This window comes from Amycolatopsis kentuckyensis (assembly GCF_041679295.1).
In the GTDB taxonomy this organism is placed as follows: domain Bacteria; phylum Actinomycetota; class Actinomycetes; order Mycobacteriales; family Pseudonocardiaceae; genus Amycolatopsis; species Amycolatopsis kentuckyensis_A.
Genome location: NZ_JBGDMD010000010.1, coordinates 402442 through 420469 on the forward strand (window position 1 = coordinate 402442; position 18028 = coordinate 420469).

Here is an 18028-nt window from a genome sequence, read left to right on the forward strand (position 1 = left end):
TACTGCCCGGCATGGCCCGGACCCCGTTGCGCAGCGACCTCATCGAGGAGATCACCACCCGCGTGCTGGACGGGCGGCTCGCCGCCGGCGCCCGCGTCAACGAGGTGCACCTGGCCCGCGAACTGGGCGTCAGCCGGACGCCCCTGCGAGAGGCGCTGATCGGGCTCGCCGACCGCGGCCTGCTCGTCTCCGCGCCGGGCCGGGGGTTCCTGGTGCCCCCGTTCGACCCCGACGAGGCCCGCCGCCTCTACCCGCTGATCGCCGAGCTCGAAGCGCTCGCCCTGCGCTGGACGTCGCCGCTGGAGCTGGCCGGGCTGCCGGACGCGCTCGACGCCGTCGCCGACGAAATGGCGGCGGCGCTGGAGTCCGGCGCCGACCTGTCCGATGTGGACGAACGGTGGCACGCCCTGCTGCTGTCGCGCTGCCCCAACCCGCACCTGCTGCGGCTGATCGGGCAGACCAAGCCGCTGCTGAAGCGGTACGAATCGTGCTACTTCGGCGGAGCCGGCCGCGCCGGGGAGAGCATCGGCGAGCACCGCCGGATCGCCGCCGCGCTGCGCGACGGCGACCTGCCGACCGCATCCGCGGTGCTCGTCCGCAACTGGGTGAAAGCGCTGGCGTACCTGGGGAAGGACGAACGATGATCATCGCGCACCTGAGCGACCTGCACCTCGACGGCGACCCGCGGGCCGAAGACCGGGTCGCCGCGGTGGTGGGCTACCTGGCGGACCTCCCGGTCGCCGCCGTCGTCGTCACCGGCGACATCGCCGACCGCGGCGCGGCGGCCGAGTACGCGCGCGCCGCCGAACTGCTCAAGCACCCGGCGCCCGTGCTGGTGTGCCCGGGCAACCACGACGTCCGTTCGGAGTTCCGCACGGGCTTGCTGGGGCAGCCTGCTTCGGACGACCCGATCAACCTCGCCCAGGAGGTCGACGGCGTCCTGTTCGCGCTGTGCGACTCGACGATTCCGGGCCGGGGCGCGGGCTTTCTGGCCGACGCGACCCTGGACTGGCTCGACGAAGTGCTGTCCGGCGGCGACGGCCCGGCGTTCGTCGCGTTCCACCACCCACCCGTCGAAGTGGGGGTGGCGCTGGTCGACGCGATCCGCCAGTCCGGCGAAGACCGGCTGGCGGCGGTGCTGGGCCGCCACCCCCGGGTCAAGGCGCTCCTGGCCGGGCACGTGCACACGGGCGCGTCGACGACGTTCGCCGGCGTGCCGCTGCGCATCGCGCCCGGTGTCGTTTCGCAGTCGCTCCTGCCGGTCGAGCCGGGTGCGGACCGCGGCTGGGACGAAGGCGGCCCGCTGGACTACGAGCGGCCGCCTTCGCTGCTGCTGCACGTCCTGCACGACGACGGCCGGGTGACCAGCCATCACCGCATCGTCTCCGCCTGAGGAGCTCAGCCGGAGATCTTCGCGTCGTAGGTCGTGCTGGGGCAGAAGGCGCCGCCGTAGCCGGTGACTTCGATGCTGCCGGAGACGTCGCCGTCGTCGATCGTCACGCGCAGCCGTCCCGAAACCGGGTAGTACGGGCAGGCGGCGATGCTCGACGACGCCGTGAAGACGTTCCCGCCGGTGGCGGCGATGTTCTCCACGGGCTCGACGGTGATCGAGCCGCCGTCGGCCTCGACGCTCGCCAGGTCGAGGTCCGCGGCGCCGGAACCGGGGAGGCAGCCGGAGTTGGAGCCGAACCGGATCGCGCCGGGCTGCGGCTGGGCGGCGGGGTTGCCGGAAACCAGGCACACGTCGACCGGGTTGACGTCGTTCGTGCTGCCGCTCGAGGAGATCGTGCCGACGACCCGCAGGGTTGCGGACCGGCGGAACGAGTGGCCGGAGACCGAGCCGGAGATCGTGACGTCGTAGGAGCCGGACGCGGTCGAGCGCGCCTCCTCGGTCTCCGAGGTCGTGGTTTCTTCCTCGGTCGTGGTTTCCGGCGTGCTCGTCTCGGAGGTTTCGGTCGTTTCGGTGGTCGTGGGCGTGTCCGTCGTCGGTTCGGTCGTGGTGGTCGGCGTGTCCGTCGTCGACACCGGGCTCGCGACCTGCTCGACGCCGCCGCAGCCGGCGGTGAGCAGTACACCGGCGGCCAGCACGGCGATGATCTTTCGGTTGCTGATCAAAGGAAATCCTGACCTGGGCGGCGTGTCACGGCGTAGGTCGGCGGCGGCCGCGGAGACGTTACGGCCGGTTTGTAACGGCTTCGCCCCCGACGGCGACTCCCGGACGGACACCCGGCCGGGTGTCCGTCCACTGTGGAGGATCAGGTGCCGGGCGTCGTCCGTCGCGCGGGCTCGCGCGCGCTCGCGGTGGTCGCGATCACCGCGCTGCTCGGCTTCGGCATCCACCTGAGCCGGCCGGCCGAACCGGTGCTCGCTCCCGCCGCTCCGTCCCTGGCGGACGTCCCGGCGTCGGGGACCGACCGGCAGTGGGAGCTGCGCGGCGCCCGGGTCGGTGACGACGGCACCGGGTTCTTCACCGGCGAGATCACGGTGACCAACCAGGCTTTTCGGGCGCGGACGGGATTGTTCCGGCTGACCTTGTCGGTCGGCGGGACGAAGGTGGCGGACCTGTTCGGTCAGGTGCGGTCGGCGGTCGCCCCGGGCGAGACGGTGGTCGTCGAGCTGGGTCTCGGCGGCGCGTTCGTGCCAGGCCCGTACGAGGTGGAGTTCCACGAGGCGTTCGCGTAGGAAGGCGGAGCGGGTGAGCGACGAGGTCATCGGCTGGGCGGTGCGCCTGGCGGAGGGGGTGGCGCCGGACGAGGCGGAGCTGGTCCCGGAGCTGACGGTGGCGTACCTGACGGGCGGGGCGGCCCGGCGGGAACTGTTCGCCCGCGCGAACTCCGTCCCGGGCGGCTTCGACGTGACCGCGCCGATCGTGCTGTTCCCGCACGTGCTGGCGGCGGTGTCGCTGGCGGCCCCGGCGATCTGGGCGGCGCTCGGCGGGAACCTGAGCAGCGTTTCGACGCTGCTGAAGAACCTGGGGGAGCTGTGGGACCGCCGCCGCGCGAAGGCGGTGCCCGCGGAGCCGCCGCTGCCGGAGCTGAACCGCCTGATCGACGCGATCAGCACGGAACTGACGGCGGCGGGGATCCCGCCGATCGAGAGCGAGGTGCTGACGTTCCGCATAGTCCGGGCGTTGATCAACGACGGCGCGGGCACCCGGGCGTTCTTGGCGGCGGCGCCCGCGGAGGAGCGGAAGGGGTGACGATCGGCGGGCCCGAGGTCCCGGCCGCGGGTGGGCTGGGGATTCCCGGCGCGGGGTCGGCCGGCGGGCGGGTGCCGGATGGGCTTGGGTTCCCGGCTGGTGCCCCGGCCGCGGGCCCGGTTCCGGGCGGGCTTCCGGCCGGCGCCGCCCGCGGACCCGGGCCGGGCGGCACGCCCGGTTCACCTCCGACGCGAGCCGCTCAGCCGGCACTCCCTCTCTCCCCGGCCCCGCCCTGGCTGCTCTTCTGGTTCCTCACCGCCGTCTGCTGGACCGCACCCCGCCGATTCCCCTTCTGGCGGGACACCCTCCTCGACCTCGTGGGCGCCACCCCGAACCCGGCCGCGACCGTCCCCGGCAGCGACCTCCTGCGCGTCGCCGGGCTGGTCGACCTCGTGCCCGCCTTCGTCCTCCTCGCCGCCGTCGTCACCGTTGCCGGGGCCGGCCTTCGCGGGCGGCTCGTCGAACGCCGGTACCGGCTGGGCGATCCGCGCACCCCGACCCTCGCCGCCATCGCCGGGTACGCGAAAGCCTGCTTACCCGGCGTCGAAGTGCGGGCGAACCCCACCCGGACCGACCTGCTCGCCTTCGCCTACCTCCGCCGCCCGCGCCGGCCGCGGCTCGCCGTCTTCGCGCCGCTCGTCGTCCTCTGGCGGCGTGACCGCGTCGCCGCCGAAGCCGTCGTCCGGCACGAACTGGCGCACTGCCGGCAGGGCGACACGCTCCTCGCCGGCGCCACCAGCCCGCTGGCCTTCGTCGTCCGGCACTGGTTCGGCCTCTTCGTCTGGACAGCCGTGGTCCCCGTCGGGGCGGTCTGGTTCGCCGACGTCCTCGACGGCGCCGGGCAATCCGGCCTGCCGATCGTCACCGGACTCGGCCTGATGCTGCTCACCGCGCTCGGCTCGCTGCTGGCCGCCGTCACCTTGCCCGTCGCCGGGGCGTGGAGCGCGGAGATCGCCGCCGATCACGTCGCCGGCGCCGCGGCGGCCACCCGGCTCGCCGCGCCGAAGACCCGCCGCGTGACGGCGCGGCTCACCCACCCGCCGATGGCCCTGCGCCGCCTTCTCCTCGACGCGGGCCCGCGCGCCACCGCGCTGGCCGCGATCGCGTGCTACCCGGTGGGGTGGCTGGTCCAGCTCGGCTGGCTGCTGCTCGCCGCGAACACCGCCTGGCTGCAGCTCGGCGAGTCCGGCACCGCGCGCGCGATCGGGCTCTGGGCGGCGGCCGGCTGGCCGGTCTGGACGGCGGCCGCCCTCTTCCTCGCGGTCTGGCCGCTGCTCCGGCGGCCGTGGTCCCGCCTGGTCAGCCGCCGAACACCGGCAGCGTGATCTTCGACGGCCGGGCCGCGTCGTGGAACACCTCGAAGCGGTTCGGCTTCCCGTTCACCGCCGACGTGACCGGCTCGTCGGTCCCGTGGTTGCGCGCGAACCGCGGGAACGCCCCGCCCGCCACCTGGACGCGCAGCCGGTGGCCGCGGCGGAAGCGGTAGGCCGTCGGGTCGAGCGTCACCTCCGCCGTCACGACGCCGTCGCCGCCGGCTGCCGGGAAACCGGGGCGCAGCCGCAGGATCCCGTCGGTGACGTTGCGGGAGACGCCGTTCGTGTCGACGTCGCAGAGCCGCACGTAGACGTCGGCGTGGCCGAGCTCGGTGCGCACGTGCACGGTCGCCGACACCTCGCCGATGATGTCCAGCTCCGCCGGCAGCGGCTCGCCGGTGAACACGAGCACGTCCGGCCGGGCCTCGACCGCCTGGTTGTCGCGCTGCTTCCACTCGCCGGTCAGCAGCGGACCGCCGACCGCCGGCGTCGGGTCCGCCGGGTCGTAGGTGAACGTCGTCGGCCGCGCCTCGCCGGCGACGGTCTCGCCGAGCCCGCCGATCGGGCGCAGGTGCGACGCGGTCGCCGTCGCGGGCGGCGGCCAGGACTCGAAGTCGAGCCACGTGCCCGCGCCCTGCAGGAAGAGCCGGACCGGCGAGCGCTGCAGCTGCGTCCGGTCGCCGAGCAGGTGCGCCCGCAGGAACCCGAGCTGGTCCCGGATCATCGGGCCCATGCTCGCCGGCTCGCCGTGCGCCCACGGCCCGATCGTGAGCCGCGGCGCCTTGCCCGCCTCGGCGAGGGTCCGGAAGTCGCGCAGCTGGGAGCCGATGAACAGGTCGTACCAGCCGGTCACCATCGACACCGGGACGTCGAGCTTGGCGACTTCGGCGCTGTGGTCGGACATCGCCCAGTAGTCGTCGTCGGGGACGAAGTGCTCGGTGATGTCCTGGAGGAACTGCACGGGCTTGCCGATCGCGGCGACGTCGGCGCGGCTCAGCGGCAGGAACGACATCGCCTTGCGCGTCCTGCGCTTCTGCAGCGGGTTCGGCAGTGCGGCGAAGCGCTCTTCCTGGCGGCCGATCATCGCCGACCACGAGACCATGTTGTCCGCGGCGAGCACGCCGCCGGGGTAGAACGTCGAGACGAACTCCGACGCCGTCACGCCGAGGCACATCGCCTTCAGGGGCGGGTCGAGGTACGGCCCGACGGCCCACTGCGTGTGGCCGAGGTAGCTGGCGCCCGCCATGGCGATGTCGCCGTCGCACCACGGCTGCGCGCGCAGCCATTCGGCGGTCGCGACGCCGTCCTCGCGTTCGAGGTGGAACGGCCGGAACTCGCCGCCGGAGCCGAACGAGCCGCGCGTGCTCTGGATGACCGTCTGCAGGCCGTGCCGCGCGAAGGTGTCGCCGAAGAGCTTCGACAGGATGCCCGCGCGCCCGTACGGCGTGCGGATCAGCACCACCGGCGCCGACGTCGTCCCGGCGGGCGCGTACCGGTCGGCGAGCAGCGTGACGCCGTCGGGCATCGGCACGGTGAGGTCGCGCGTCACCACGGGCTTCGGGCCTTCGGGGCGGGGGAGTCCGAGCAGCCTGTCGACAAGTCGGTCCAGCACGGGCGCCCGCCTTCCGAAGTGGAGTGAACCCTTCCGGATCCGACCGTACCTCAGTTCGCGCGCGCGAGCGTTTCCGGACGCAGCAGCCGGGCCAGCTCCTCGGCGGGGATCAGGCCCTTCTCGGCGACGAGCTCGGCGACGCCCCGCCCGGTGGCGAGAGCTTCCTTGGCGATCTCCGTCGCGGCCGCGTAGCCGATGCTCGGGTTGAGCGCGGTGACCAGCCCGATCGAGTTCTCGACGTAGGCGCGCAGCACGTCGACGTTCGCGGTGATCCCTTCGACGCACTTCGACGCCAGCGTCCGGCAGGCCGCGCCGAGGTGGGTGATGCTCTCCGACAGCGCGTGCAGGATGATCGGCTCGAAGGCGTTGAGCTGCAGCTGCCCGGCCTCGGCGGCCATCGTCACGGTGACGTCGTTGCCGATCACCTCGAACGCGACCTGGTTCACCACCTCGGGGATCACCGGGTTGATCTTGCCGGGCATGATCGACGACCCGGCCTGCACCGGCGGCAGGTTGATCTCGTTCAGCCCGGCGCGCGGACCCGAGGACAGCAGCCGCAGGTCGTTGCAGCTCTTCGAGAGCTTGACGGCGATCCGCTTGAGCACGCCAGAAAGGTGCACGAACGCGCCGCAGTCCTGAGTCGCCTCGACCAGGTCGGCCGCGGTGACGACGGGCAGTCCGGTGATCTCGCGCAGGTGCCGGCACGCGGCTTCGGCGTAGCCCGGCGCGGCGTTGAGGCCGGTGCCGATCGCGGTCGCGCCGAGGTTGATCTCGTGCAGCAGCGCGACGGCCTCGTTCAGCCGCAGCCGGTCCTCGCCGAGCATCACCGCGTAGGTGCCGAACTCCTGGCCGAGCGTCATCGGGACGGCGTCCTGCAGCTGCGTCCGGCCCATCTTGAGGACGTCGTGGAACTCGACGGCCTTGGCGGCGAACGCCTTCTCCAGCACGATCATGGCTTCGGACAGCTCGCGCACGGCGATGATCGTCGCGACGTTGACCGCGGTCGGGTAGGCGTCGTTCGTCGACTGCCCGAGGTTGACGTGCTCGTTCGGGTGCACGACGTGGTAGTCGCCCTTGGCGTGCCCGAGCAGCTCGAGGGCGCGGTTGGCGATCACCTCGTTGGCGTTCATGTTGGTGGACGTCCCGGCGCCGCCCTGGATGACGTCGACGACGAACTCGCCATGCAGCGCGCCTTCGCGGATCTCGCGGCAGGCTTCGCGGATGGCGTCGGCGATTTCGGGCTTCAGCAGCCCGAGTTCGGCGTTGGCGCGCGCGGCGGCTTCCTTCACCGCGGCCAGCGCCTCGATCAGGTGCGGGTACCCGGCGATGGTCGTGCCCGTGATGGGGAAGTTCTCGCGGGCGCGGGCGGTGTGCACGCCCCAGTAGGCGCCGGCGGGGACGTCCTTGTCGCCCAGCAGGTCGTGTTCGCGGCGGGTGGTCATCGCAGGCTCCCCACAGAAGCGGCCAGTTTTCCGGTGACGCGCAGGTTGTCCGGTCCGTCCGGGACCTCGATCCCGCACAGCTTCAGCGCGGCGGCCAGCACGGGGTACCGCGCCCGGTCCCCGCCGTCGGCGATCTTGAACGCGATCGCCGTGCCGTCCGGCAGCGCGGCGACCTGGACGGCCTCGAAGCCGTCCTTGGCGATCAGTCCCGGCACCGCGCGCATGACGGCGGTGACGTCGCGGCGGCTGCCGCCGACCAGCTCCGGGTGCCGGCGGATCCCGTCGGCGACCAGGTGCTCCGGCGTGCCGGGCGCGGCCGTGGCGATCTTCGAGACGGCTGTCGCGAGGCCGCGCAGCGTCGTCGCGAACAGCGGCGCGCCGCAGCCGTCGACCGCCACGCGCTCGATGCCGTGCCCGGTGAGGTCCTCGACGGTGGCGGCGATCGCGCGCTGCAGCGGGTGCGCCGGGTCGAGGTAGCCGTCGGTGGGCCAGCCGTTCAGGTCGCAGGTCGCGAGCATCGCCGCGTGCTTGCCGGCGCAGTTCTGCGCCAGCCGGCTCGGCGCCCGGCCCTCGGCGAGCCAGCGGTCCCGTTCGACCGGGTCGTACGGGTAGTCCGCGGGGTTGCCGAGCGCGTCGGGGGAGCGGCCGTCGAGCACGTCGAGGGCGGCGTCGAGGTGCATCGGCTCGCCGGAGTGGCTGGCCGCCGCGATGGCGAACCCGGCGGGGGACAGGCGCAGCCCGAGCCGCGCCATCGCCGTGGCCTGCAGCGGTTTCGCCGTCGACCGCGGGTACATCGCGGCGTCCGGGTCGCCCGCGGCGAACAGCGTCTCCCCGTCCGGGGCGAGCACGATCGCGGCGCCGTGGTGGCCACCCTCGACCATGCCGTCGCGGATCAGCTCGACCAGGGGTTCGGTGGTCACAGGCCCTCCTCGTCGAACGCGCGCATGTCGATCCGCCTGCGGGCGGCGAACCAGCCCGCGACCAGCGCGACGGCGATCGCGGGCAGCGCCAGCAAGGTGATCCGGCCGGTCTCGTCGAAGCCCATCAGCACGACAACCGCGGCGAGGAACACCAGCGTCGCGATCTCGGTGTACGGCGAGAACGGCAGCCGGAACGCGGGCCGTTCGAGCCCGTCGCGCTCGGCCTTGCGGACGAAGAGCAGGTGGCAGAGCACGATGATCGCCCAGGTCGCCAGGATGCCGATCGCGGCGAAGTTGAGGACGATGTCGAAGGCTTCCTTCGGCACCAGGTAGTTGAGCCCGACGCCCAGCACGCAGACCGACGCGGTGAGCAGGATGCCGCCGTAGGGCACCTGGTTGCGGTTCATCACGCCGGTGAACTTCGGGGCCGAGCCCGCCTTGGCCATCGACCGCAGGATCCGGCCGGTCGAGTAGAGGCCGGAGTTGAGGCTGGACAGCGCCGCGGTGAGCACGACCAGGTTCATCACGCTGTCCGCGGCCGGCACGCCCAGGTGCGAGAGGACGGTGACGAACGGGCTCTGGTCCTTCGAGTAGGAGCTCCAGGGCAGCAGCATCGCCAGCAGCACGACCGAGCCGACGTAGAAGACGAGGATCCGCCACATGATGGAGTTGATCGCCTTCGGCATGATCTTCTCCGGGTTCTCGGTCTCGCCGGCGGCGACGCCGACCAGCTCGACCGAGGCGTAGGCGAACACGACGCCCTGCACGATCAGCACCATCGGCAGCAGCCCGGTCGGGAAGATCCCGCCGTGCTCGGTGATCAGCTGCGGGCCGGGCACGCTGCCGTCGATCGGCGTCCGCGTCACCAGCAGGAAGATCCCGATCACCATGAACAGCACGAGCGCGGCGACCTTGACGATGGCGAACCAGAACTCCATCTCGCCGAACAGCTTCACCGAGACGAGGTTGAGCGTCAGGACGACGGCCAGCGCGATCAGCGCGAGCACCCACTGCGGGACCGGCGAAAAGAACGACCAGAAGTGCGCGTAGAGCGCGATGGCCGTGATGTCGGCGATGCCGGTGGTGGACCAGTTGAGGAAGTGCATCCAGCCGGCGACGTACGCGCCCTTCTCACCCATGAACTCGCGCGCGTAGGAGACGAAGGCGCCGCTGGAGGGCCGGTAGAGGATGAGCTCGCCGAGCGCGCGGACGACGAAGAAGGCGAAGAGCCCGCAGACGGCGTAGACGATGGCGAGCGCGGGCCCGGCCTGGGCGAGCCGCCCGCCGGCGCCGAGGAAGAGGCCGGTGCCGATCGCGCCGCCGATGGCGATCATGTTCACGTGCCGCGGCTTGAGGGCCTTGCGGTAGCCGGCGTCGCCCGCGTCCGCGGTGCCGGCGGGGGCCGTGTGGGTCTGCTCGGTCACTGGTCCCCGTTCACGATGCTGGTGAGAGTGGCTTCGACGTGGGTGAGGTGCGCGGTCATGGCTTCGACGGCTCGCTCTTCTTCGCCGCTCGCGATGGCCGTGACGATCTCGCGGTGCTCGATGTTCGACTGCCGCCGCCGGTCGCCGAGCTGGTTGAGGAAGGCGGACTGGCGGGCCAGCGCGTCCCGGATCTCTTCGATCACCTTCCCGAAGACGGGGTTGCCCGAGGCCTGGGCGATGGTGATGTGGAAGAGCGAGTCGAGCGCGACCCAGGCGGTGTTGTCGGTCTCGGCGTCCATCCGGTCGAGGAGGTGGCCGAGCAGGTCGAGGTCGTCCTGGCTGCGTCGCGTGGCGGCGTAGCCGGCGACGGGGATCTCGACGTGCCGGCGGACTTCGATGAGGTCGCGGGCGGAGTAGGGCCCGAAGGTGGGGTTGCCGTCGGGCCCGGTGGCGGTGACGAAGGTGCCCTTGCCGGTCTTGGACTCGGTCATGCCGAGGGCTTGCAGGCCGCGCAGGGCTTCCCGGATGACCGAGCGGCTGACCTCGAACTCCCGGCTCAGGGCCGCTTCGGAGGGAAGCTTGGCGCCGACGGGGTAGTCGCCGCGCTCGATCAGCTGCCGCAGGTGCGCCAGGACGGCTTCCATGGCGCTGACCCGCCGGGGACCACCTTGTCCGGCTGTCTGGCTGTCAGACAGGTTCATGAGGGGAATGCTCGGTGGCGGGGGACCGGCTGTCAACGCGGGGGTCGGTGGCTGTGGCTCACCTCACCGCCGCGCCCGCCGCAACTCCGGCGCACCCACTCGTCACCGCCCCCGGCTCCTCCCCGCCGCGTCTTGAATGACTCATTCATGTCCTATGACGACATGAATGAGTCATTCAAGACATCCGCCGAGCCCGCCCGCCGGACAGCCGCCCCGGCCGCCGGACCCGCGTCCCCGCGTGACCACCCGGCAGCACCGCGTGCCCGTGCTCACCACCGCCCCAAAAGGTGGCGCGTCGCAGCGGCGGAACACCTCCGGCGAGGAGCAGAATCGACCCCGGCGAGCGCGTGCGCGCCCGGCGAGAGCCACGGGTTAGGGTGAGGGACCCGGGCGCAGCCGGTCCCATTCACCTAGGGGAGGTTTTCGCTGGTGTCGAACGATTCCTTCGTCCACCTGCACGTCCACACCGAGTACTCGATGCTCGACGGTGCGGCGAAGATCGCTCCTCTCTTCGCGGAGGCGGCGCGCCTCGGCATGCCCGCGGTCGGCATGACCGACCACGGCAACATGTACGGCGGCGACGAGTTCTACCAGCAGTCGAAGAAGCACGGCCTCAAACCGATCATCGGCATCGAGGCCTACATCGCGCCGGAGAGCCGGTTCCACAAGAAGCCCGTCTTCTGGGGACAGTCGAACCAGCGCGGCTCCGACGAGCTGGGCGAGGGCGGCGACGTCTCGGGCGCCGGCGCGTACACCCACATGACGATGCTCGCGCAGAACGCCACCGGCCTGCGGAACCTCTTCAAGCTGTCCTCGCTGGCCAGCATGCAGGGCTACTACCGCAAGCCCCGGATGGACCGCGAGCTCATCTCCGAAAACCACGACGGGATCATCGCCACCACCGGCTGCCCGTCCGGCGAGGTGCAGACCCGGCTGCGGCTGGGCCAGAAGGAAGCGGCGATCCAGGCCGCGTCCGACTACAAGGACATCTTCGGCGCCGACAACTTCTTCCTCGAGCTGATGGACCACGGCCTGCCGATCGAGCGGTCGGTCCGCGAAGGCCTCCTCGAGGTCGGCCGGCTGCTCGACCTCAAGCCGCTCGCCACGAACGACTCGCACTACGTCACCAAGGACCAGGCCGACACGCACTCCGCGCTGCTGTGCGTCCAGGCCGGCAAGACCCTCAACGACCCGACCCGGTTCAAGTTCGACGGCGACGGCTACTACCTCAAGTCCGCCGCCGAGATGCGCGAGTACTGGGACAAAGAAGTCCCCGGCGCCGCCGACACGACGCTGATGATCGCCGAGCGCATCGAGTCCTACGAAGACGTCTACGCGCACAAGGACCGGCTGCCGTTCTTCGAGGTGCCGGAGGGCTACGACCAGGGCGGCTGGCTGCGCGAAGAGGTCGCGAAGGGCCTGAAGTGGCGCTTCCCGGACGGCCCGCCCGAGGGCTACGACGAGCGCATCGAGAAGGAGCTCGACGTCATCATCGGGAAGGGCTTCCCGGCCTACTTCCTGATCGTCGCCGACCTCATCAGCTACGCCCGCCGCGTCGGCATCCGGGTCGGCCCGGGCCGTGGTTCGGCCGCCGGCTCGCTCGTCGCGTACGTCCTCGGCATCACGAACCTGGACCCGATCCCGCAGAAGCTGCTGTTCGAGCGGTTCCTGAACCCCGAGCGCGTCTCGATGCCCGATATCGACATCGACTTCGACGACCGCCGGCGCGGCGAGATGATCCGGTACGCGACCGAGAAGTACGGCTCGGACAAGGTCGCCCAGGTCATCACGTTCGGCACTATTAAGACCAAGGCCGCGATCAAGGACTCCGCGCGCGTCCACTTCGGCCAGCCCGGCTACGCGATCGCCGACAAGATCTCCAAGGCGCTGCCCCCGCCGATCATGGCGAAGGACATCCCGCTTTCGGGCATCGTCGACTCGAAGCACGAGCGCTACGGCGAAGCCGCCGAGGTCCGCGCGCTGGTCGAGACCGACGAAGAGTGCAAGACGATCTTCGAGACCGCCCGCGGCCTCGAAGGCCTGATCCGCAACGCGGGCGTGCACGCCTGCGCGGTCATCATGTCGTGCGACCCGCTGACCGACGCGATCCCGCTCTGGCAGCGCGACGACGGCTCGATCATCACCGGCTGGGACTACCCGTCGTGCGAGGCCATCGGCCTGCTGAAGATGGACTTCCTGGGCCTGCGGAACCTCACGGTCATCGGGGACGCGATCGACAACATCAAGGCCAACCGCGGGATCGACATCGACCTCGACACCCTGGGCGTCGAGGATCCGGAGACCTACAAGCTGCTCGCCCGCGGCGATACGCTCGGCGTGTTCCAGCTGGACGGTGGCCCCATGCGCGACCTGCTTCGCCGCATGGAGCCCACGGTGTTCGACGACATCGTCGCGGTCGGCGCGCTCTACCGCCCCGGCCCGATGGGCATGAACGCGCACAACGACTACGCGGACCGGAAGAACAACCGGCAGAAGGTCAAGCCGATCCACCCGGAGCTCGACGAGCCGCTGCGGGAGATCCTGGCCGACACCTACGGCCTGATCGTGTACCAAGAGCAGATCATGCACATCGGCCAGAAGGTGGCCGGGTACACCATGGGGCGCGCGGACGTGCTCCGCCGCGCGATGGGCAAGAAGAAGAAGGAAGTCCTCGACCTCGAGTACGAGGGCTTCGAAGCCGGCATGAAGGCCAGCGACCTGGTCCCCGGCGGCTTCTCCGCCGAGGCCGTCAAGGCGCTTTGGGACACGATCCTCCCGTTCGCCGGCTACGCGTTCAACAAGAGCCACGCGGCCGCGTACGGCCTGGTCTCCTACTGGACCGCGTACCTCAAGGCGAACTTCACCGCCGAGTACATGGCCGCCCTGCTCACGTCGGTCGGTGACAACAAGGACAAGTCGGCGGTCTACCTGTCCGAGTGCCGCCGCCTCGGCATCAAGGTGCTGCCGCCGGACGTCAACGAGTCGGCCCTGCGGTTCGCGGCCGTCGGGGACGACATCCGCTTCGGCATGGGTGCCGTCCGCAACGTCGGCGCGAACGTCGTCGAGTCGATCATCAAGACGCGCGCGGAGAAGGGCAAGTACGCCTCCTTCACCGACTTCCTCGACAAGTCCGAGCTCGTGGTCTGCAACAAGCGGGTCATCGAGTCGCTGATCAAGGCGGGCGGGTTCGACTCGCTCGGCCACACGCGGCTGTCGATGATCCAGGTCCACGAGGACGCGGTGGAAGCCGTCGTCCCGCTCAAGCGCCAGGAGGCGATGGGCCAGTTCGACCTCTTCGGCTTCGGCGGCGACGAGGGCGAGGCGGCTCCGTCGTCGTCGCCGCTCGCGCACCTGAAGTTCGGCGAGGAGGAGTACCCGCGCAAGCAGCTGCTGGCCTACGAGCGCGAGATGCTCGGCCTGTACGTCTCGGCCCACCCGCTGGACGGCGCCGAGCGGATCCTGCGCAAGCACGCCCCGAAGCCGATCGCCGGCATCCTCGCCGATCCGCCCAAGGAAGGCGAAATCGTCATCTCCGGGCTGATCACGTCGCTGGAGCGGCGGGTCAACAAGAAGGGCGAGCCCTGGGCGATCTGCACGGTCGAGGACATGGACGCCTCCCTCGAGGTGCTCTTCTTCCCGAAGTCGTACGCGCTCTTCTCGGGTGAGCTGATCGAGGACAACGCGGTGCTGGTCAAGGGCCGGGTCAACTGGCGCGAAGACAAGATGTCGATCTTCGGCGGCGGCCTCGCGACGCTGGACCTGTCCGAGGTCGGCACCGGCAACGGCGACGACGAGCCCCCGCTGGTCCTGCTCGCCGCGGCCGAGAAGATCGACCAGTCGGTGGTCAGCGAGCTGCGGTCCACGCTGCTCGCCCACAAGGGGGAAACCCCGGTGCACCTCAAACTGGTCGGGCGGAACCAGACGGTCTTCGCGCTCTACGACTACCCGGTCAAGGTCAGCTCCATGCTGATCGGCGAGCTCAAGGGCATCCGGGGCATCACGGCTTCCACGTGACGTTTCGGGAGGCGGGATCGGTGCGCACAACGCGCGCGGATCCCGCCTTTCGTGTTTGCTGGACGGGATGACTTACGAACCCGATCCCCGTCGCTGGAAAGCGCTTGCCGTCTCGCTGACGGCCGGGTTCATGGGGCTGCTCGACGTCAGCATCGTCAACGTCGCGCTCCCGTCGATGCAGTCCGGGCTGCACGCGACCAGCGGCGGCATCCGCTGGGTCGTCTCCGGCTACGCGCTGGCGTTCGGCCTGGTCCTGGTCACCGGCGGCCGGCTCGGCGACGCGTTCGGCCGCCGGAACATGTTCCTCGGCGCCCTCGCCGCGTTCGTCATCACCAGCGCCCTGGCCGGCGCGGCCCCGAACGAGACGACGCTGGTGATCGCGCGGCTCGCCCAGGGCGTCGCGGCGGGCATGCTCACCCCGCAGAACACCGGCCTGATCCAGGACCTCTTCCGCGGCGCCGAGCGCGGCCGCGCGTTCGGCATGTTCGGCGCCGTCGTCGGGATCTCGACGGCCGTCGGACCGATCCTCGGCGGCGCGATCCTCGCCGTGTTCGGCGCCCAGGACGGCTGGCGCTGGGTGTTCTACGTCAACGTCCCGATCGGCGTCCTCGCGTTCGCGCTGGCCCTGCGGCTGCTGCCGCGCAGTGAGAAGAAGAAGATCAAGGTCGGCCAGGAGATCGACTTCGCCGGCATCGTCCTGCTCGCGGTCGCCGTGCTCGGCGTGCTGTTGCCCGTGATCGAGTCCGACAACGGCGGACTGGCGCGGCTGTGGTGGCTGTTCCTCGTCGCGCTGGTGGTCGGGGTGGTGTTCGTGCGCTGGGAGCGTTCCGTCGTCCGGCGCGGCCGGTCGCCGCTGCTGGACACCCGGCTGTTCACCGGCACGCCGGGCTACGCCTCGGGTGCCGCCGTCGGCGCGCTCTACTTCTGCGGGTTCGCCGGGATCTGGCTGGTCTTCGCGATGTTCTTCCAGCAGGGTCTCGGCTACACGCCGCTGCAGTCGGGCCTGTCGGTGACGCCGTTCGCGCTGGGCTCGGCGGTGTCCGCGGCCGTCGCCGGGCGGCTCGTGCCGACGTACGGCCGGCGGCTGACCGTCACCGGCCTGGCCATGGTCGCGCTGGGCCTGCTCGCGGTGGCGTTGCTCGCCGAGTTCGTCCCGCCGGCGGCGTCCGGGTGGGCGTTCGCGCTGCCGCTGCTGTTCGCGGGGGTGGGCGGCGGCATGGTGATCTCGCCGAACACGACGCTGACGCTGGAGTGCGTGCCGGTCCGGATGGCGGGCGTCGCGGGCGGCGCGCTGCAGACCGGGCAGCGGATCGGCACGGCCATCGGCACCGCCGTGCTCGCGTCGGTGTTCGGCACGGTCGTCGGCTCCGCGAAGGACTACCCGCTCGCGCTCACCGTCGCGCTGTGCTGCGCGGCCGGCCTGACGTGCGCCGCGCTGGCCCTCGCGATCGCCGAACTCCGGGCGCGGCGCCACCGTGCGCAGACCGCGGAGCACGAAAGGGACGAGCGACGGGCCGAGACGTCCGCCGCGGACGTCCAGCGGGGCTGAGACACTACTTTCCGCAGATTAGCGATGCTCCATCCGGGTGACGAGCGCGGAAAGGCACTGGTGCTACACAGAGCGACCGGGTAGATCTTATGGAGCCTTCACTGCGCGGCTTCGGCTACCGACAGTGGCAATCGGTCGGCCACCCGGGGATGGGGTGACCGGCCCGAGCGATCGAGGCGTCCGGAGTACGAGGGAATGGACACACTCGGTCACCTTCCATCCAGTGAGTTGTCGGCGTCCGCGGGGGACCGTCCGGCACTCGAGGAAGGGATGCCCATCGGCAGCCGCCGGCGCGTGACGGCAGCGGGTGGGCCCGGGTGAGGGGGAACCGGGCCCGCCCGTTCTTCGTGTCGTGCTTCCACCCCGCTCGTGATCATGTTGGGATGACCGCGTCCGACAGGCACGACACCGGGAGCTCCGATGACCCAGCAGCCGTCGCGGCCGGAGAGCCGGCTCCGGGTGTGGTACCGGCCGATGCGCTCGCGCGACAGCGGTGAACACCACCGCGTCGCGACGCCCTTGGAACTGCTGTTCGACCTCTGTTTCGTGGTCGCCGTCGGCCAGGCCGCGGCTTCGCTGCACCACGCGCTGGCCGAAGGCCACGCCGCCCACGGCGTCTCGTCGTTCGCGATGGTCTTCTTCGCGATCTGGTGGGGCTGGCTGAACTTCAGCTGGTTCGCCTCGGCGTTCGACACCGACGACGTCCCGTACCGGCTGGCCACGCTCGTGCAGATCGCCGGCGGGCTGACCGTCGCGGCGGCCGTGCCGAGCGCGTTCGAAGGCGACTTCCGGCTGATGGTCGCCGGGTACGTCCTGATGCGTCTCGCGCTCGTGTTCCAGTGGCTGCGGGCCGCGCGGTCGGACCCGGGCTGCCGGCCGGCCGCGCTGCGGTACGCCGCCGGCATCGCGGTCGTCCAGCTGCTGTGGGTTTCCTACCTGTGGCTGCCGCACGGGGTGCAGGTGGTGGCCTTCGTGGTGCTCGCCGTCCTGGAGATGGCGGTGCCGGTGTGGGCGGAACGGCGCCACGGCACCACGTGGCACCCGCACCACATCGCCGAGCGGTACGGCCTGTTCACCCTGATCGTGCTCGGCGAGGTGATCCTCAGCGCGACGAACGCGATCAAGGAAGGCACGGCGGAGCCGGGGCACACCGGCGCGCTGGTCTCGCTGGCCGCGGCCGGGCTGGTGCTCGTGTTCTCCATGTGGTGGCTGTACTTCGACCGCCCGGGACACGTGCGGCTCGTCCGGCGCCCGACGATGTTCACGTCGATGAGCTGGGGTTACGGGCACTACTTCATCTTCGCTTCCGTCGCGGCCGTCGGCGCCGGGCTCGAAGTGGCGGTCGCGTACGACACGGGGACGCTGCACGGTCTCGGCGGCGTGGCCGCCGCGTTGCCGACCACGATCCCGGTCGCGGTCTTCCTGCTGGGCGTGTGGCTGCTGCACATCGGGCCGACCAACGAGTGCCGGCCGATCGCCATCGGCTTCCCGGTGACGGCGGTGCTCGTCCTGGCGGCGTCGTTCACGCCGGCGCCGATCCACGTCGCCGCGGTTCTGACGGCCGCACTCGTCGCGCTGACGGTCATCGCGACCCACGGGGAGCCCCAGCCGGCCTGAGCGCGAATCGGTGCAGGTCAGCGGCCTGGCGCGCTAAAAGGGACCCCCCTGTGCGAGGGGGTTTCGGGGGCATGTAAAGTTCTCCAAGTCGCCAGGGAAACCGGGTGGCCGCCGGGAACACGAACCAAGCTCCCACGATCGTGGTAGAGTGGGTGGTCCCGAACCAGGGTGGTATCCCTGGAACAAAGCTTGAAACAAAAGCCGAAGACCAAGGCGCTTCGCGGCGCGGCGGTCCGA

The 18028-nt window shown here is 71.2% G+C and carries 14 protein-coding genes; 8 read left to right on the top strand and 6 right to left on the bottom strand.

Annotated features, from left to right (window positions below; all coding sequences use genetic code 11):
* The first annotated feature begins 11 nt into the window (after positions 1 to 11).
* Entirely contained in the window at positions 12 to 644 is a 633-nt protein-coding gene (locus tag ACERZO_RS38310) for a GntR family transcriptional regulator (RefSeq protein WP_372670874.1), read from the top strand.
* Positions 641 to 1393, top strand: coding sequence for a metallophosphoesterase (locus ACERZO_RS38315; RefSeq protein WP_372670876.1), 753 nt, complete (start codon positions 641 to 643; stop codon positions 1391 to 1393). The genes ACERZO_RS38310 and ACERZO_RS38315 overlap by 4 nt, the downstream gene beginning before the upstream one ends.
* A 5-nt stretch (positions 1394 to 1398) precedes the next feature.
* Here the strand turns inward: ACERZO_RS38315 and ACERZO_RS38320 are convergent, their stop codons facing one another.
* Positions 1399 to 2115 (bottom strand): hypothetical protein, encoded by a 717-nt coding sequence (locus ACERZO_RS38320; RefSeq protein WP_372670877.1) that lies wholly within the window; start codon positions 2113 to 2115, stop codon positions 1399 to 1401.
* 144 nt (positions 2116 to 2259) lie between these two features.
* On the opposite strand from ACERZO_RS38320, the gene ACERZO_RS38325 reads away from it, so the two are divergent.
* The 3 genes from ACERZO_RS38325 (at position 2260) to ACERZO_RS38335 (ending at position 4524) form a co-directional block, all read left to right on the top strand.
* Positions 2260 to 2682: a hypothetical protein gene (locus tag ACERZO_RS38325; protein ID WP_372670879.1), complete on the top strand. Its 423-nt coding sequence runs from the start codon at positions 2260 to 2262 to the stop codon at positions 2680 to 2682.
* Positions 2683 to 2695: 13 nt separating this feature from the next.
* A complete protein-coding gene (locus ACERZO_RS38330) occupies positions 2696 to 3199 on the top strand; it encodes a hypothetical protein (protein WP_372670881.1) in 504 nt (167 codons plus the stop codon).
* 317 nt (positions 3200 to 3516) lie between these two features.
* Positions 3517 to 4524 carry a hypothetical protein gene (locus ACERZO_RS38335; protein ID WP_372670883.1) on the top strand — a complete coding sequence of 336 codons (1008 nt, stop codon included), beginning with the start codon at positions 3517 to 3519 and terminating at the stop codon, positions 4522 to 4524.
* Here ACERZO_RS38335 and ACERZO_RS38340 read toward each other — a convergent pair.
* The 5 genes from ACERZO_RS38340 to ACERZO_RS38360 are packed head-to-tail and all read right to left on the bottom strand — an operon-like array spanning position 4499 to position 10554.
* Positions 4499 to 6124 (bottom strand): CocE/NonD family hydrolase, encoded by a 1626-nt coding sequence (locus ACERZO_RS38340; RefSeq protein WP_372670885.1) that lies wholly within the window; start codon positions 6122 to 6124, stop codon positions 4499 to 4501. The two genes, ACERZO_RS38335 and ACERZO_RS38340, sit on opposite strands and share 26 nt — an antisense overlap.
* Positions 6125 to 6174: 50 nt before the next feature.
* Positions 6175 to 7566 (bottom strand): aspartate ammonia-lyase, encoded by a 1392-nt coding sequence (locus tag ACERZO_RS38345; protein ID WP_372670887.1) that lies wholly within the window; start codon positions 7564 to 7566, stop codon positions 6175 to 6177.
* Positions 7563 to 8486 (bottom strand): asparaginase, encoded by a 924-nt coding sequence (locus tag ACERZO_RS38350; protein WP_372670888.1) that lies wholly within the window; start codon positions 8484 to 8486, stop codon positions 7563 to 7565. The genes ACERZO_RS38345 and ACERZO_RS38350 overlap by 4 nt, the downstream gene beginning before the upstream one ends.
* Entirely contained in the window at positions 8483 to 9910 is a 1428-nt protein-coding gene (locus tag ACERZO_RS38355; protein ID WP_372670889.1) for an amino acid permease, read from the bottom strand. Before ACERZO_RS38355 ends, ACERZO_RS38350 begins: the two co-directional genes overlap by 4 nt.
* Complete coding sequence (locus tag ACERZO_RS38360; RefSeq protein WP_372670890.1) at positions 9907 to 10554, bottom strand: FadR/GntR family transcriptional regulator; 648 nt, start codon at positions 10552 to 10554, stop codon at positions 9907 to 9909. Before ACERZO_RS38360 ends, ACERZO_RS38355 begins: the two co-directional genes overlap by 4 nt.
* 486 nt (positions 10555 to 11040) lie before the next feature.
* Here ACERZO_RS38360 and dnaE point away from each other — a divergent pair, with 486 nt between their 5' ends.
* The 3 genes from dnaE to ACERZO_RS38375 all read left to right on the top strand — a co-directional run bounded on the left by dnaE (position 11041) and on the right by ACERZO_RS38375 (position 17791).
* A complete protein-coding gene (gene dnaE / locus ACERZO_RS38365) occupies positions 11041 to 14625 on the top strand; it encodes a DNA polymerase III subunit alpha (protein WP_372670891.1) in 3585 nt (1194 codons plus the stop codon).
* A 67-nt stretch (positions 14626 to 14692) separates the two neighbouring features.
* Positions 14693 to 16174: an MFS transporter gene (locus tag ACERZO_RS38370; protein ID WP_372670892.1), complete on the top strand. Its 1482-nt coding sequence runs from the start codon at positions 14693 to 14695 to the stop codon at positions 16172 to 16174.
* A gap of 420 nt (positions 16175 to 16594) precedes the next feature.
* A complete protein-coding gene (locus tag ACERZO_RS38375) occupies positions 16595 to 17791 on the top strand; it encodes a low temperature requirement protein A (RefSeq protein ID WP_372670893.1) in 1197 nt (398 codons plus the stop codon).
* The last annotated feature ends 237 nt before the right edge of the window (positions 17792 to 18028 follow it).

Bases quoted from the DNA above. Each gene is read 5' to 3' on its own strand.
- ACERZO_RS38310 (WP_372670874.1), top strand. From the start codon at position 12: ATGGCCCGGACCCCGTTGCGCAGCGACCTCATCGAGGAGATCACCACC.
- ACERZO_RS38315 (WP_372670876.1), top strand. From the start codon at position 641: ATGATCATCGCGCACCTGAGCGACCTGCACCTCGACGGCGACCCGCGG.
- ACERZO_RS38345 (WP_372670887.1), bottom strand. From the start codon at position 7,566: ATGACCACCCGCCGCGAACACGACCTGCTGGGCGACAAGGACGTCCCC.
- ACERZO_RS38360 (WP_372670890.1), bottom strand. From the start codon at position 10,554: ATGGAAGCCGTCCTGGCGCACCTGCGGCAGCTGATCGAGCGCGGCGAC.
- ACERZO_RS38370 (WP_372670892.1), top strand. From the start codon at position 14,693: ATGACTTACGAACCCGATCCCCGTCGCTGGAAAGCGCTTGCCGTCTCG.
- ACERZO_RS38375 (WP_372670893.1), top strand. From the start codon at position 16,595: ATGACCCAGCAGCCGTCGCGGCCGGAGAGCCGGCTCCGGGTGTGGTAC.